This is a genomic window from Acidovorax sp. SRB_14, from assembly GCF_012932145.1.
Lineage (GTDB): Bacteria > Pseudomonadota > Gammaproteobacteria > Burkholderiales > Burkholderiaceae_C > Simplicispira.
The window spans coordinates 1-14,138 of sequence record NZ_MWOK01000021.1; the positions used below are offsets into that span (position 1 = coordinate 1).

At 65.4% G+C, this 14,138-nt stretch carries 11 protein-coding genes and 1 tRNA gene; 5 read left to right on the forward strand and 7 right to left on the reverse strand.

Features of this window, described 5'->3' with window-relative positions; genetic code table 11:
• Positions 1-194 precede the first annotated feature (194 nt).
• The 3 genes from B2J86_RS14340 to B2J86_RS14350 all read left to right on the forward strand — a co-directional run bounded on the left by B2J86_RS14340 (position 195) and on the right by B2J86_RS14350 (position 1,504).
• Positions 195-287: transfer RNA gene (locus B2J86_RS14340), tRNA-Leu, on the forward strand.
• A 13-nt stretch (positions 288-300) separates the two neighbouring features.
• A complete protein-coding gene (locus B2J86_RS14345; RefSeq protein ID WP_169168751.1) occupies positions 301-933 on the forward strand; it encodes a DUF6806 family protein in 633 nt (210 codons plus the stop codon).
• A 46-nt stretch (positions 934-979) separates the two neighbouring features.
• A complete protein-coding gene (locus B2J86_RS14350; RefSeq protein ID WP_169168752.1) occupies positions 980-1,504 on the forward strand; it encodes a YgjP-like metallopeptidase domain-containing protein in 525 nt (174 codons plus the stop codon).
• A gap of 81 nt (positions 1,505-1,585) precedes the next feature.
• Here B2J86_RS14350 and murI read toward each other — a convergent pair whose 3' ends face one another.
• Both murI and B2J86_RS14360 read right to left on the reverse strand, forming a co-directional pair.
• On the reverse strand, positions 1,586-2,449 hold the full coding sequence (gene murI, locus B2J86_RS14355) for a glutamate racemase (protein ID WP_173025965.1): 864 nt from the start codon (positions 2,447-2,449) through the stop codon (positions 1,586-1,588).
• Between the two features lie 108 nt (positions 2,450-2,557).
• Positions 2,558-4,111: a fumarate hydratase gene (locus B2J86_RS14360; protein ID WP_169168754.1), complete on the reverse strand. Its 1,554-nt coding sequence runs from the start codon at positions 4,109-4,111 to the stop codon at positions 2,558-2,560.
• Positions 4,112-4,250: 139 nt separating this feature from the next.
• On the opposite strand from B2J86_RS14360, the gene fumC reads away from it, so the two are divergent.
• Positions 4,251-5,651 (forward strand): class II fumarate hydratase, encoded by a 1,401-nt coding sequence (fumC, locus tag B2J86_RS14365; protein WP_169634821.1) that lies wholly within the window; start codon positions 4,251-4,253, stop codon positions 5,649-5,651.
• Positions 5,652-5,764: 113 nt separating this feature from the next.
• Here fumC and mnmH read toward each other — a convergent pair whose 3' ends face one another.
• On the reverse strand, positions 5,765-6,817 hold the full coding sequence (gene mnmH, locus B2J86_RS14370; RefSeq protein WP_173025966.1) for a tRNA 2-selenouridine(34) synthase MnmH: 1,053 nt from the start codon (positions 6,815-6,817) through the stop codon (positions 5,765-5,767).
• Positions 6,818-6,908: 91 nt separating this feature from the next.
• Here mnmH and selD point away from each other — a divergent pair, with 91 nt between their 5' ends.
• Positions 6,909-7,985 (forward strand): selenide, water dikinase SelD, encoded by a 1,077-nt coding sequence (selD, locus tag B2J86_RS14375; RefSeq protein WP_173025967.1) that lies wholly within the window; start codon positions 6,909-6,911, stop codon positions 7,983-7,985.
• A gap of 52 nt (positions 7,986-8,037) precedes the next feature.
• Here selD and ribD read toward each other — a convergent pair whose 3' ends face one another.
• From ribD to B2J86_RS14395, 4 genes are all read right to left on the reverse strand, one after another.
• On the reverse strand, positions 8,038-9,144 hold the full coding sequence (gene ribD, locus B2J86_RS14380) for a bifunctional diaminohydroxyphosphoribosylaminopyrimidine deaminase/5-amino-6-(5-phosphoribosylamino)uracil reductase RibD (protein WP_173025968.1): 1,107 nt from the start codon (positions 9,142-9,144) through the stop codon (positions 8,038-8,040).
• Positions 9,145-9,169: 25 nt separating this feature from the next.
• Positions 9,170-9,586 (reverse strand): type IV pilin protein, encoded by a 417-nt coding sequence (locus tag B2J86_RS14385; protein ID WP_169168759.1) that lies wholly within the window; start codon positions 9,584-9,586, stop codon positions 9,170-9,172.
• A 30-nt stretch (positions 9,587-9,616) separates the two neighbouring features.
• Positions 9,617-13,291 (reverse strand): pilus assembly protein, encoded by a 3,675-nt coding sequence (locus tag B2J86_RS14390; RefSeq protein ID WP_173025969.1) that lies wholly within the window; start codon positions 13,289-13,291, stop codon positions 9,617-9,619.
• A 96-nt stretch (positions 13,292-13,387) separates the two neighbouring features.
• Entirely contained in the window at positions 13,388-14,137 is a 750-nt protein-coding gene (locus tag B2J86_RS14395; protein ID WP_173025970.1) for a PilX N-terminal domain-containing pilus assembly protein, read from the reverse strand.
• Between the last annotated feature and the right edge of the window lies 1 nt (position 14,138).

Genomic DNA, 14,138 nt, shown 5'->3' on the forward strand with positions numbered 1-14,138 from the left:
AGTTGGTAGAGCGCAACCTTGCCAAGGTTGAGGTCGAGAGTTCGAGACTCTTTTCCCGCTCCAGTTCTCAAAGGGAAGCTTCGGCTTCCCTTTTTCTTTGGGCGTCCGCCGCGGTGGGGCCCGGCAGAGTTTGGGCATTGCACAGGTGCGCGGCCCGGGTTACGCTGCAGACGAGGCTTTGCGCCATGCAGCCCGCCCCGATGGTGAAATTGGTAGACACTGCGGACTTAAAATCCGCCGCTTTCCTGAAAAGGGGCGTGCCGGTTCGACCCCGGCTCGGGGCACCACTACGATTCAATCATGTCAAATTACAACGCTCCCTTCGAAATTCATGTCCATGGTCAGGTGCCGCTGCGCCCTGATGCCGGCTACGAGCAGTTGCAGGAAGCGCTCAAGCCCTTGTGGAAATATGCCGGCGCGCGCTCGCTGGCCGACGGCTCGGTCAGTGCCTATGAAGAAGAGCCTGGCATTCAGTTCGACGCGAAGGAGCACACGCTGCAGCTGTGCTGGACGGTGCGCGGTGACGAGGACTTCCGCCAGTCGCTCGACGAGATGTGCATGAGCCTCAATGAACTGGCCGAGCAAGGCGCCGCCATCGAGGTGACGTTCTACGACGCCGAGTTCGACGAGGACGAGGAAGAAGACGATGCCGAATCGCGCGACGACTTCGTCATGCTGTTCGTGGGCCCGACGCCCGCCGCCATCATGCAGGTGCAGCGCGACCTGCTGGTGCAGGACGTGGTGAACATGATGGAGCGCCACTTCGATGGCGCCGAGTTGGGCGGCGTGGTGGCCGAAATCGACAAGCTGTTCAGCCAGCGCTTTGACGCGCTCGTGAATTCGCTTGAAATCGGCAAGCCACCGCGCGGCTCGGGCGGCTCCGGCGGCAGCCACGGTGGCGGCGGTGGTCGCCGCCCGCGCCATCTGCACTGATGGCGGCGCGCTGGCCGCTGTCCGGCGGCCAGCCCTTTGAATGTCCATGCACAGCGACCTGCCCTATCTGCGTGCCTATCCGCAGCCCTTGCAGGACCAGGTGCGTGGGATGCTGGGCGAGGGCGGCAGCGGTCTGGCGGCGCTGCTGCAGCGCAAATACCCGCAAGCCCACGCGGTGCGCACCGACAAGGCGCTCTACCACTACACCCAGGCCCTGAAGACCCGCCATCTGCGCAATGCCGATGCGGTCCACAAGGTGCTGTTCGACAGCAAGATCCATGTGGTGCGCAATGCCCTGGGTTTGCACACTAGCGTCTCGCGTGTGCAGGGCGGCAAGCTGGCGGCCAAACACGAGATCCGCGTGGCCGCCATGTTCAAGCAGGTGCCCGACGAGTTCCTGCGCATGATCGTGGTGCACGAGCTGGCGCACCTGCGCGAGCGCGAGCACAACAAGGCCTTCTACCAGCTGTGCGTGCACATGGAGCCGGCCTACCACCAGTACGAGTTTGACCTGCGCCTGTACCTGACGCACCTGGAGCGTGGCGGTGGGCGCATTTGGCGCGCCGATTGAAAAGCCGCCGGCAGGCTTGCTGCGATATCCATAGCTGCAAGCGTATGTCTGGCAAGCGTTTGAGACCAGTTTCAATCAAATTCACGGGATGACCACCTGGGCACAGCAGTCGGCGGGCAGTTCCAGCCAGCGCTGCGCCGCGGCCTGCAGGGGGTCCAGCGCTCCGGTCGTGAGCAGTTGCACGGGTGGCGGTCCGGCGTGCGCGCCGCCCAGTGGCTCTTTGGCCAACAGGCCGGCCGACTGCAGCAGCCGCCGCGTCTGCCGCGCCACCGGCTCGCCGGTTTCGATGAAGCGCACCTGCGGGCCGACCAGCGCACGCAGGTCGTCGGCAGCAAAAATGTAGTGCGTGCAGCCCAGCACCAGGGTGTCCATCTGCCCCGCTTTGGTGCCAAAACGGCCCATGGCGCGGAGGTGGCGGGTGCAGAGTGCCCGTATTTCAGTCGCAGATGGGTGGCTGGGCAGCGGCTGGGCAACGCTGCGTTCAATGGCGTGGGCCAGGCCGTCGCAGGGCTGCGTCACGAACTCGGCCTGCCCGGCCACCGAGGCCAGCAGTTTCGCAAACTTGGCGCTGGTCAGCGTGCCGCGCGTGCCGATCACGCCCACCCGCCCGGTGCGCGTGGCCGACAGGGCGGGCTTGAGCGCGGGCTCCAGCCCCACCAGCGGCAGGTCGGCGTGGCGGCTGCGCACCTCGTGGATGGCTGCGGCCGTGGCCGTGTTGCAGGCAACGACCAGGGCCTTGATGCCGTGCTGCGCGCGCAGGTACTGCGTGATCGCATGGGTGCGGGCGCCCACATAGGCGTCGCCGCGCTCGCCGTATGGTGCGTGGGCACTGTCGGCCAGGTAGACGAAGCGCTCGTAAGGCAGTTCTGCGCGCAGCGCGCGCAGCACGCTGAGGCCGCCGACGCCGCTGTCAAACACACCGATGGGCTGTGAAGGGACTGTCATGCAAGCACGGCAAAGTAGGGGTGGAAGAAAGGGTCTGGGCCAGGGCAGGGTCGCACGCCCCAGCCCCTGGCACAGGCGCGTGCGCTGCCACCACGCCCCCGGCGTGCGTCAGGCGGCGGTGACCCCGATGCCCTTGAACTCGCCCGTGGCAATGCGCTTTTGCCATTCGGCCGGGCCGGTGAGGTGGGCGCTGGTGCCGCCCGAGTCCACCGCCACGGTGACGGGCATGTCGACCACGTCGAACTCGTAGATGGCTTCCATGCCCAGGTCTTCAAACCCCACCACCTTGGCGTGCTTGATCGCCTTCGAGACCAGGTAGGCCGCGCCGCCCACGGCCATCAGGTAGGCACTCTGGTGCTGCTTGATGGACTCGATGGCGGCCGGGCCGCGCTCGGCCTTGCCGATCATGGCGATCAGGCCGGTCTGTTCCAGCATCATGTCGGTGAAGCCGTCCATGCGCGTGGCCGTGGTCGGGCCGGCGGGGCCCACCGCCTCGTCGCCCACTGGGTCCACGGGGCCGACGTAGTAGATCACACGGTTGGTGAAGTCCACGGGCAGCTTCTCGCCCTGGGCCAGCATGCCCTGGATGCGCTTGTGCGCCGCGTCGCGGCCAGTGAGCATCTTGCCACTCAGCAGCAGCGTATCGCCGGGCTTCCAGCCTGCCACTTCGGCCTTGGTCAGGGTGTTGAGGTCGACTTTTTTGCTCTTGTTGTAGTCGGGCGCCCAGTCGATCTTGGGCCACAGGTCGAGCGAAGGCGCATCGAGGTACACGGGGCCCGAGCCGTCCATCACGAAATGGGCGTGGCGCGTGGCCGCGCAGTTGGGGATCATGGCCACGGGCTTGCTGGCGGCGTGCGTGGGGTACATCTTGATCTTGATGTCGAGCACGGTGGACAGGCCGCCCAGGCCCTGCGCGCCGATGCCCAGGGCGTTGACCTTTTCGTACAGCTCCAGGCGCAGCTCTTCGACCTGGTCGAGCTTCTCGCCGCGCTGGCTCTTCGCCTGCAGCTCGTACATGTTCAGGTCTTCCATCAGGCTTTCCTTGGCCAGCAGCACGGCCTTTTCGGCCGTGCCGCCGATGCCGATGCCCAGCATGCCCGGCGGGCACCAGCCGGCGCCCATGGTGGGCACGGTCTTGAGCACCCAGTCCACCAGCGAGTCGCTGGGGTTCATCATGACCATCTTGGACTTGTTCTCGGAGCCGCCGCCCTTGGCGGCCACCGTGATGTCCACGGTGTTGCCGGGTACGATCTGCGTGAAGATCACGGCCGGGGTGTTGTCCTTGGTGTTCTTGCGCGCGAAATGCGGGTCGGCCACCACGCTGGCGCGCAGCTTGTTTTCCGCAAAGTCGTAACCGCGGCGCACGCCTTCGTTGACGGCGTCTTCGAGGCCGCCCGTGAAGCCTTCCCAGCGCACGTCCATGCCGATCTTCAGGAACACGTTGACGATGCCGGTGTCCTGGCAGATCGGGCGGTGGCCGGTGGCCGCCATCTTGGAGTTGGTGAGGATCTGCGCCATCGCGTCCTTGGCCGCGGGGCTTTGCTCGCGCTCGTAGGCGCGCGCCAGGTGGGCAATGTAGTCGGTGGGGTGGTAGTAGCTGATGTACTGCAGTGCACCGGCGATGGAGTCGATCAGGTCTTGCTGGCGAATGGTCGTGGTCATGGCATGGGGATCAGAGGTCGCGAATCTTCGATTATCCCCTGCAGGGCGCGAACGCCCCTGCCACCAGGGTTGCGGCCCCCCATCTTGGCCGCTGCGCAGCGGCAGGGGTATGCTGGCGCACTACTTTGGAGGACGCACGATGACCCCTGCAGCACCTGCCACCGCCTTCCGCGCCGAACGTGACAGCTTTGGCGCCATTGACGTGCCGGCCGACCGGCTCTGGGGCGCGCAGACGCAGCGCTCGCTGCAGCATTTTGCGATCTCGGGGGAGCGCATGGCGCCCGAGCTGCTGCGCGCGCTGGCCCAGGTCAAGCGTTCGAGCGCCAGCGTGAACCAGGCACTGGGCCTGCTCGATGCCGCCAAGGCCGATGCCATCGTGGCCGCAGCCAATGAAGTGATTGCCGGCCAGCACGCGGGTGAATTTCCGCTGGTCGTCTGGCAGACCGGATCGGGCACGCAGACCAACATGAACATGAACGAGGTGCTGGCCAACCGCGCCAGCGAGCTGCTGGGCGGCGAGCGCGGCGAGGGCCGCCTGGTGCACCCGAACGACGACGTCAACCAAAGCCAGTCGAGCAACGACGTCTTCCCCACCGCGATGCACGTCGCCGCCGTCGATGCCGTCACGCACCACCTGCTGCCGGCGCTGGCCGCGCTGCACGCCACGCTGCAGGCCAAGGCCGAGGCGTTTGCCGGCATCGTCAAGATCGGCCGCACGCACCTGCAGGACGCCACGCCCGTCACGCTGGGGCAGGAAATCTCGGGCTGGGCCGCGCAGCTGGCGCACGGGCAGCGGCATGTGCAGGCGGCCCTGCCGCACCTGTGCGAACTCGCGCTGGGCGGCACGGCCGTGGGCACCGGGCTCAACGCGCCGGCCGGCTACGCCGTGGCGGTGGCGGACGAGCTGGCGCGCCTGACCGGGCTGCCGCTGGTGACCGCGCCGAACAAGTTCGAGGCCCTGGCCAGCTGCGATGCGCTGGTGCATGCGCACGGCGCGCTCAAGACGCTGGCCGCCAGCCTCATGAAGATCGCCAACGATGTGCGCTGGCTGGCCAGCGGACCGCGCAGCGGCCTGGGCGAGATCGCCATTCCGGAGAACGAGCCCGGCTCGTCCATCATGCCCGGCAAGGTCAACCCGACGCAGTGCGAGGCGCTGACCATGCTCTGCGCCCAGGTCATGGGCAACGATGTGGCCCTCACCATCGGCGGCGCATCGGGCAACTTTGAGCTCAACGTGTTCCGTCCCCTGGTGATCCACAATTTTCTGCAGAGCGTGCGCCTGCTGGCGGACGGCATGGGCAGCTTCAACACGCACTGCGCCGCGGGGATCGAGCCCCACCGCGCCCGCATTGCCGAGCTGGTGGAGCGCTCGCTGATGCTGGTGACAGCGCTGAACCCGCACATCGGCTACGACAATGCCGCGCAGATCGCCAAGAAAGCGCACCACGAAGGCCTGAGCCTGCGCGAAGCCGCCATCGCTTCGGGCCATGTGAGCGCCGAGCAGTTCGACGCCTGGGTGCAGCCGGCGCACATGGTCTAGGTGGCTGCGCCGCTGCGGCGCCAGCGTCCACTATCGATTCAATAGCTGCAAGCGCTTATCTCATAAGCGTTAGAGGCACTTTTGGTCCAAATTCCAGAAAATCCGCCGGGTTGTCAGGGCGCCAGCGCCAGCACCCTATCGGCTACGGTCTCTATGCCGGTGGGCGAAAGGTCGCTGGCCACCACCGCCTGGCGCCCGGCCCACTGGAACAGGTGCGTGCTTTGCGAGCGCGCATACAGCGGGTCGTAGTGCAGTGCCACCAGCTCGGCAAACAGCGGCGCCAGCGCGCGCGCGTGTGCCCAGGCCTGCCAGCGCTCGATCACCGGCGTGCCGTGCAGCTCGCGCAGCGTGCCGAGCTGGCGCGCCAACTGCTCGGGGTCGTCGCCGAGGTTGGCATAGTCGCGCAGCAAATAGTCCAGCCGCGCCGCGCTGCTCGCCTGGATCTCGATGCAGGGGCTGGCGCGCAGGCGCTGCACCAGCGGCTGCGGCACGGCCAGTCGGCCGATCTTGCTGCTTTCGGCCTCGACATAGATGGGGCGCTGCCGGTCGAGCGGCTCCAGCGCCTGGACCAGCAGGGTTTCAAACGCGGTCTGCGAGGGCTGCGCCACGCCCGGCCAGGCACCCAGCACCGAGCCGCGGTGCCGCGCGCAGGCTTCCAGGTCGAGCACCTGCGCGCCGCGCGCGGCCAGCGCCTGCAGCACGCGCGTCTTGGCGCTGCCGGTGGGGCCGCACAGTACGCGCAGGTCCAGCTGCGGCGCCACGGCCTCGATCTGGTCGATGACGTGGCGACGCCAGCCCTTGTAGCCGCCGGCGAGTTGCTGCGCGTCCCAGCCCACCAGGCGCAGCCAGGTCACCATCGAGCCGCTGCGCATGCCGCCGCGCCAGCAATAGACCAGGGGCTTCCAGGTCGCCGGGCGGTCGGCCAGCACGCCGCGCAGATGCCGCGCCAGGTTCGCCGCCACCATGGCGCCGCCCACGCGCCGCGCCTCGAATGCGCCCTGCTGCTTGTAGAGCGTGCCGACCGTGTGGCGCTCCTCGTCGTCGAGCACGGGGCAGTTGATGGCGCCGGGGATGTGGTCGAGCGCGAATTCGGCGGGTGAGCGGGCATCGATGAGGGTGTCGAAGGCGTGGCGCTCGTGCACGCGCACGGGGCTGCGGTGGCTCATGGGAGGTGGGTTCCAGTGGGTGGTTGGGAAGGGCGTGCGCAAAGGCCGCGGACGGGAGAACGAGGGCGTGGCTGGCACAATGCCCGCCACCATGACCGCATCCACACCTGTTGATTCCAAGACCATCCAGCTCACCCAGTTCGCCCATGGCGGAGGGTGCGGCTGCAAGATTGCGCCCGGCTTGCTGCGCGAGATTTTGGCACGGGCGCCGCAGGGCCTCGTACCGCCCGAGCTGCTGGTGGGCACCGAGACCGCCGACGACGCCGCCATCTACCGCTTGAACGACCAGCAGGCGCTGGTCGCCACCACCGACTTCTTTACCCCGATCGTCGACGATCCGTACGACTTTGGCCGCATTGCCGCGACCAACGCGCTGTCGGACATCTATGCGATGGGTGGCACACCCATCATGGCGCTGGCGCTGGTCGGCATGCCTATTGCCAAGCTGCCGCCGGAGGTGATTGGCCGCGTGCTCGAAGGCGGCGCCGCCGTCTGCCGCGAGGCCGGCATCCCGATTGCCGGCGGCCACAGCATCGACGTGCTCGAACCCATCTACGGCCTGGTCGGCCTGGGCCTGGTGCACCCCGAGCGCGTGCGCCGGAACGCCGATGCCGAGGCGGGCGACGTGCTGGTGCTGGGCAAGCCGCTGGGCGTGGGCGTGCTTTCGGCCGCCCTCAAAAAGGGCGTGCTGGGCGCGGAGGGCTACGCCGAGATGCTGCGCCACACCACGCAGCTCAACCGCGTGGGCATCGCGCTGGCGCAACTCGGTGGCGTGCACGCCATGACCGACGTGACCGGCTTTGGCCTGGCGGGGCACCTGCTGGAAGTCTGCCGGGGCTCGGGCCTGTCCGCCCGCGTGGACCTGGCCCAGGTGCCCCTGATCGCCAGCGCGGTCGAATTCGCGCAGCAGGGCATGGCCACCGGCGCCTCGGCCCGCAACTGGGCCGCCTATGGCGGCGAGGTGCTGTGGCCCGCCGGCGCGCCCGCATGGCAGCGCACGCTGCTGACCGACCCGCAGACCAGCGGCGGCCTGCTCGTGAGCTGCAGTGCCGATGCCTTGGACGCCGTCTTGCAAGCCTTCCGCAGCGCGGGCTTTGACAGTGCCGCCGTGGTGGGCGCCATGCAGGCGCAAGAGGCGGGGCAGGGCAGCCGCCTGGTCTGCACCTGAGTCACAGCCGTGCCTTGGGTGGATTCAGCCCTCGGCTGAGGGCGCACCGTTTTCAGAACCGGTCGCGCCCCGGCACCCGCGCCAGCACCCGCAGGTCCGGCCCCACGCGCTCCACGTCCGTGAACTCCAGGGCCTGGCCCTGCGCCAGTGCCTGCAGCGGACCGATGTGGGCCATGCCCAGCCCCGACCCCAGCAGCGTGGGCGCCAGGTACACCAGCAGCTCGTCCACCAGCCCCTCGCGCAACAGCGAGCCGTTGAGCTTGTGGCCGGCCTCCACGTGCAGCTCGTTCACACCGCGCTGCGCCAGGTCGCGCAGCATGGCGGGCAAATCCACCTTGCCATGGGGGCCGGGCACCGTCACCACGGTGGCGCCGCGCGCTTCCAGTGCCGATTTTTTGGCGTCACTTTGGATCGCAGCGTAGATGTAGCAAGCGCGCCCAGCTATGAAAAGCTGAGCATCCGGCGGCGTCAGCAACTGGCTGTCCACCACCACAAGATGCGGCTGGCGTGGCGTGTCCCATTCGCGCACGTCCAGCCGCGGGTTGTCTTCGAGCACCGTGCCAATGCCGGTCAGCACCGCGCAGGCGCGTGCGCGCCAGGCATGGCCATCGGCGCGCGCCGCGGGCGAGGTGATCCATTGGCTGGTGCCGTTGTGCAGCGCCGTGGTGCCGTCGAGCGATGCCGCCAGTTTCATGCGCACCCAGGGCATGCCCTGCACCATGCGGCTGAAGAAACCGATGTTGAGTTCGCGCGACTCAGCGCCGCCGGGGCCAACCTCGACCTCCACGCCCGCTGCGCGCAGCCGCGCAAAGCCCTGTCCGCCCACGAGCGGATTGGGATCGGCAATGGACGCGACCACCTTGCCAATGCCCGCCGCTACCAACGCATCGCAGCATGGCCCTGTGCGTCCCTGGTGCGCGCAGGGCTCCAGCGTCACATAGGCCGTGGCGCCGTTCGTATCAAAGCCCGCGGCCGCCGCGTCGCGCAGCGCCATCACCTCGGCGTGCGCGCCGCCGGGCTGCTGGGTGAAGCCCTGGCCGATCACCCGGCCATCGGGCGCCACCAGCACGCAGCCCACGCGCGGGTTGGGATTGGAAAGAAAAAGCGCCTGGGCTGCGAGCCCAAGCGCTTGGTTCATGAAGAGCGCCGTTGTTGTCATTGCGCTCGGGATGGTACCGCAGCGGTTACTTGCCCCAGCACTCGGTGACTATGGCTCCCGTGGTGACGCCTTTGGCCCCTCGCAGCCCCGTATTGGTCAGAGTGTAGTTGCCGCACTTGTCGCCCGTTTGCGCTCCCTTGGGCGTTGCCGTGAGTGTGAAGGCCGAATTCGTGTTCCCCGCAGCAAAGGCAATGTCATAACGCTTGGTGGCGTCTCCTGACCATGCCAACGCGGCTGGCAGTGTGGTGGGATAGACACCGGTGGCGGTAGCAGCCCTCTCGAGCCACTGCTGTGCCTGCAATAGTCCGGCCCGCGCATCTGCCCGATGCCCGCGCCGGATGTATTCGTTGTAGCTGGGCAAGGCAATGGCCGAGAGGATGCCGATGATGGCGACCACGATCATGACCTCTATGAGTGTAAAGCCCTGGTGTGGATGTTTCATATAAGAATTGCTTCTGAGCTGGAAGGCTGTTTATCTCACCTGGCGCCAGCTAGGGCGCAGGGACTGTTCGGGCATGCGGGCAAGCGCTTCCTTATTGTTCTTGACGTCAATGTCGATGACTTTGTTTCTTTGGGTAATCAGAGTGTGCGAGCCCTTCGAGACTCTCACGCGGGAGACGTTCGCGTCGGTGGCGTTGTAGATGCCGTCACCATTTTTGTCTACGAGTTGCACCGTGGGGCGCTTGCCGTCCATGATGTTGACCAGAGTGCGGTACTGGCGTTCTTCGTCGACCGAAGTGGAGTCGCAGCTTTCTTTGTTCGGATCCACGTCCGAGCCTTTGGCGGGCACTTGGGAATACATCGCCAAAATATTGCTGCCATCATAAAACTCCAGGGGTTTGAGCAGGCGCTCGCCCACTGCGGGAAGGTCCATGTACCAGCCGTTGTAATTCCCCCAGGTTTCTTTTTTCAGTTCGTTTTCCGCATTTTTCACATCCAGGGTGGCGAAGTCGCCGCCGCTGAGCTCGGTGATTTTTTGCTCGGCCAGTTTGGCGTTGATCACACCGTCGCCCAGTGCTTTGGGTTGGGGCACGCAGTTGGCTGGGGGAGAGCAGGAGGCTTCGCCAGGATGCACTTCCAGGCGCTTGCCCTTGATCGTGCTGATGACGCGGTAGCGTGTGTTGTCGAGTACCGAGTACAGGGTTTGCACCTGCACACTTTCCGAGTCTTTGTCGGCCACGTTGCGGCCTGTGCCAAAGGCCACCATCATCCCGCCCACGTTCACGGTTTTCTTGTCGGAGCCTGTACCCGCGGTCATGGTGCGGTCGTTGGCGCGCACGGTGGGTGCAATGGTGATGGGCTGGATGTTGGGTCGCGACGGAGAATTCAGTGCCGTTGGGCCCTTGGCTGTGAATAGCGGTTGACCGCCAAAGCCTACGCCCCAGGCAGTGTCGCTCATGTTGGTGAGGTCGAACTTCCACATATTGCCTAGGTTGTCGCCCGCATAGGCCACGTCGGGCCGGCCGTCGCCATTGAGGTCCGCCAGGCGCGGGGCCGACAAACCGTTATCGGCTGCATTGCCAGAGCCTGCGACATCGGTGGTGACGGGTATACGCAGCAGTTCTTGGGCACCGTCGAGGTACTGGATCAGCAGCACGGGTCGCTGGTTGACGCTGTTGTAACCATTGCCCATCACTGCAGCCCAGCGGTTGTTGTTCATGCGCGTGATTTGCGTGGTGCGCATAGGATTGCTCTCATCCAGCACGGGCCGGGCGGTGATATGGCCTAGGTCCTTGTCCTCTTCCACGGCCTTGGTGCAGGCGGTCTTCTCGGCGTCGCTCATGCCGGTCAGTGCGCAGTTGGGCAAGGCTTCGCTGGCGCCGCGGGTGCGGTCGAGCTTAACCAACTTCTGTGCATTGCCCTCCGCAAAGCCGGGGGTGCCGTCACTGGCGTCGGTTGCAGTGGGGTTGGTCACGTCCAGTACAAAGTAGCCTTTGCCCCCTGCGCCCAGTGTGCCCACCAGCAGGGTGCGCCAGCTGGGCGCGTAGTCGGGGTTGTAGGCAGGGTCGTCGGGGTCCTGCACGCCCGTCCCCATGTCCACGTCGCCGGTCATGGGTGAGCCGTCCACAAAGTACTTGTGCTTGTTGTTGTACTGGGGGGCGGTCAGAAGGGGCAGGGTGGGGATCACGCCCCTGGGAACATAGGCGATTTTTTCGCTGCCGTCGTCGGCCGAGAATCCGTGCAGCATGCCGTCGTTGCCGCCTACGTAGATCATGGCCGGGCGGGCTGCATTGCTGCGTGTGAAGGCCGCATAGCCCTTGAGCGCGTGGTTGCTGGCTGGCGCGCCCGTGTACCAAACCACAGAGTTGACGATGTCGCCCTGGCGGCTCTTGCGCTCGCGGAAAGGCTTGGCTGTGGTGTAGCCGCTGGACTCGGAGCCCTCCAGGCTGCGGTCGCCGCGAATGAAATTGAGCCGGTTCTGACCGTTAGTGGCCACCGTGACGCCAGTGGCGCCGGGGTTCAGCCCCAGCAGGGCTTTTTGTGTGCTGCTGAGGTTGGTTTCGTCGTTGGCCCACTGAAAGGGCACGCCGCCCTGGTACCTGGAGACACTCCACTTGTCGCTCCAACCCAGTACCAGACGGTTGTTCACGTTGGTCAGTGCGTCCAGCTTGTCGGCTGTGTTTTTGCCTCCCCAGCCCGCGGCAGAGACGGTGGTGCCATCTTTTTGCACGGTTTCGGCGGTCACAAAGCCCTTCCACGCATTAATGGGCTCGTAGGCGCCCGTGAACTTTCCCACATCGTTGCGCGAAGTGTTGGCGCCGCTGGTGGCCGTGGAAGTCAAGTCAGGCTCGTTCAAGGTGTTGATCTGCCCGAAGATGTCGCGGAAGGCCTTTTCAAGGTCTTCCCCCTGGGTCACGGCATAAAAGCGCCCCCGGCCATTGAGGGCGGCGTGCCACAGGTCCAGGGAGCGGACTTCCTCTCCAATACCCATGTCGGGCCACTTTTTGTTGCCCGTCACCAAGTCGAGAAAGCTGTTGTCATAACCAAAAGGGACCTTGTCCGTGGGGCCAATGATTTCAGGCGCCTTTGGCCAGGTGACGGCCATGGTGCTGAAGCCGATGGTGTACGTGACCATGTGCGGCCAGGTGGCGGGGTTGTAGCGCGGGTTCCAGTAGCGGTCCAGAATGGCGGGGTTGCCGACCTTGTCGTTGCCAAAGTTTTCGGTGGCTGGTGCCTTGCGGTAGTCGGTGGCGGGCTGCATGGTGCCGGTCAGGCCCGAGGTTTGCAGTGGCTTGGCCCAGCTATAGAAGGCCCAGTCGGCCAGGGTATTGCTATAACTGTCGTGGTAGAGCCTGTTATTGGGCCGCATCGCGGCGTTCGTGCTGCCAAACACCATGCCATTCGAATCGCCAAATGGCAGGGTTTGGTTCTTTGTGTTGTCGTCTTGTGAACCGCCAGACACAGTGCCGTTCCAGCGCCCGTCCGTCATCATGATGTGGTAATTGCGCCTGCAGCCAAGGTATTCCTTGCTCGCGGCGTCGCTGCCGCCGGGGTTGCTTGACCAGGGGCCGTTCTGATTCAGCGAAAGCCGCATGTATTCATCGGCCTGCTTGAACATTTTGTGTGACGGGGTGCTGCTACCAGGTGTCAGCTTCGCAGTGAAGGCGATGAAATTGTCGCGGTGCGTTTGATTCAGCACCTTCATGGAGTTGGTGCTTGTCTGCGCTGTGGTCCCAGTATTCACGTTGCCTGGAGTTCCATTGTTGGCGTTCATCGCCTGCCAGGCCATGCGAATTTTCTTGTCTGGCAGCACGGCGGTGTCGCGGAAAACTCCGCCCATGCCGCTATCGCCAATCAATGCGTATTTCAGTACGTTGATGCGGCGGCTGTTGCCAGGCCAGGTGCCATCGGCATTGGGCACCTTGGTGTCGATAGCGTTGGCATATTTTGTAGGGTTGCCGTTCTTGTCCCATTCGATGGCGCAGCTGGAAGTGCCTTCTTTGCCGTCTTTTTGCAAAGTCAGGCAGTAGTTCATGCTGCCCGAATCGTCAATGGAAATGATGACGTTGGGCGTCACATATGGCTCCACTGTGCCCGGTGGCGCTTCGGCAAGGGTGAGTGCCCAGGCGCCGTGTGGGGCCAGGGCGGCGCCTGCGGCCAGGGCTAGCAGGGTTTTGCGAAAGCGGGGAGAGGTGTTGCGGGGCATTGTGTGCTCCTCCTGGCGTCAATGATGTGATGGGCGAAATGTGGCTCTAGGGCTTGTGTGGCTTGCGCTGGTAGCTCACTTTTTCAAGAATTGGCGTCAGTCTTTGCGCTTTTGCTGCGCGTAGCTTTGCTGCAGCACCACCAGGGTGTTGGGCTTGCGGCCATAGGCCAGGGCGGTGATGCGGTACACCACGCTGGGCGTCAGGTTGAGCGGCAGCAGGTTGTTCGGGCCGCCAACGATGAGGCCGGAGCTTTTGCTGCTCTCGTCGTAGGGCAGCACTTCGATCCAATACCAGCCGCCTTGGGTTGCGGCGCTGGTGTCGGCCAGGATAGGGTTGGCGGGCGCAGAGGCAGTACCCACGGCCGCTCCGGTGAACTGTCCATAGCGCGCACCGATGGTGTTGACTGTCATTTGGGCCAGCGTGATGCCCTTGGAGGCATCGGCGTTGTTCCAGAAATCCTGTTTGTCGGAGCGTTTGACGCACAGACCATTGCGGCACTTGGTGGTCAGGCTGTCCAGGGTGGCCAGCAGAGGTCCTACGTCTTTCGCTTCGAGCGGGATTTTGTCGGGAGTGCCGGTGCGGCAGATATCGCCGCTGCCGGTGCAAAAACTGCCATCGGCATTCTCACCGCGGATGTCTAGTTCGGCGTCTTGCAGCAGGGCCTGCGCGGCCTCGAAGGCACGCTGGTAGTCGGCATCGTTGCCCACCACCATTTCGTTGAACAGCGAAGTGCGTGATGCCCACAGTGCCAGCAGCATCGAGAGCATGACGAATACGATGACGACAAACAGCGCTATGCCGCGCTGCTGTTGGTGTCGGTGGTGGACGGGGGGCATGCGTTGCATG

Coding starts and splice junctions, on each gene's coding strand:
- B2J86_RS14345 (WP_169168751.1), top strand. CDS start 301: ATGTCAAATTACAACGCTCCCTTCGAAATTCATGTCCATGGTCAGGTG.
- B2J86_RS14390 (WP_173025969.1), bottom strand. CDS start 13,291: ATGCCCCGCAACACCTCTCCCCGCTTTCGCAAAACCCTGCTAGCCCTG.
- fumC (WP_169634821.1), top strand. CDS start 4,251: ATGACCCCTGCAGCACCTGCCACCGCCTTCCGCGCCGAACGTGACAGC.
- ribD (WP_173025968.1), bottom strand. CDS start 9,144: ATGACAACAACGGCGCTCTTCATGAACCAAGCGCTTGGGCTCGCAGCC.
- B2J86_RS14395 (WP_173025970.1), bottom strand. CDS start 14,137: ATGCAACGCATGCCCCCCGTCCACCACCGACACCAACAGCAGCGCGGC.
- B2J86_RS14350 (WP_169168752.1), top strand. CDS start 980: ATGCACAGCGACCTGCCCTATCTGCGTGCCTATCCGCAGCCCTTGCAG.
- mnmH (WP_173025966.1), bottom strand. CDS start 6,817: ATGAGCCACCGCAGCCCCGTGCGCGTGCACGAGCGCCACGCCTTCGAC.
- B2J86_RS14385 (WP_169168759.1), bottom strand. CDS start 9,586: ATGAAACATCCACACCAGGGCTTTACACTCATAGAGGTCATGATCGTG.
- B2J86_RS14360 (WP_169168754.1), bottom strand. CDS start 4,111: ATGACCACGACCATTCGCCAGCAAGACCTGATCGACTCCATCGCCGGT.
- murI (WP_173025965.1), bottom strand. CDS start 2,449: ATGACAGTCCCTTCACAGCCCATCGGTGTGTTTGACAGCGGCGTCGGC.
- selD (WP_173025967.1), top strand. CDS start 6,909: ATGACCGCATCCACACCTGTTGATTCCAAGACCATCCAGCTCACCCAG.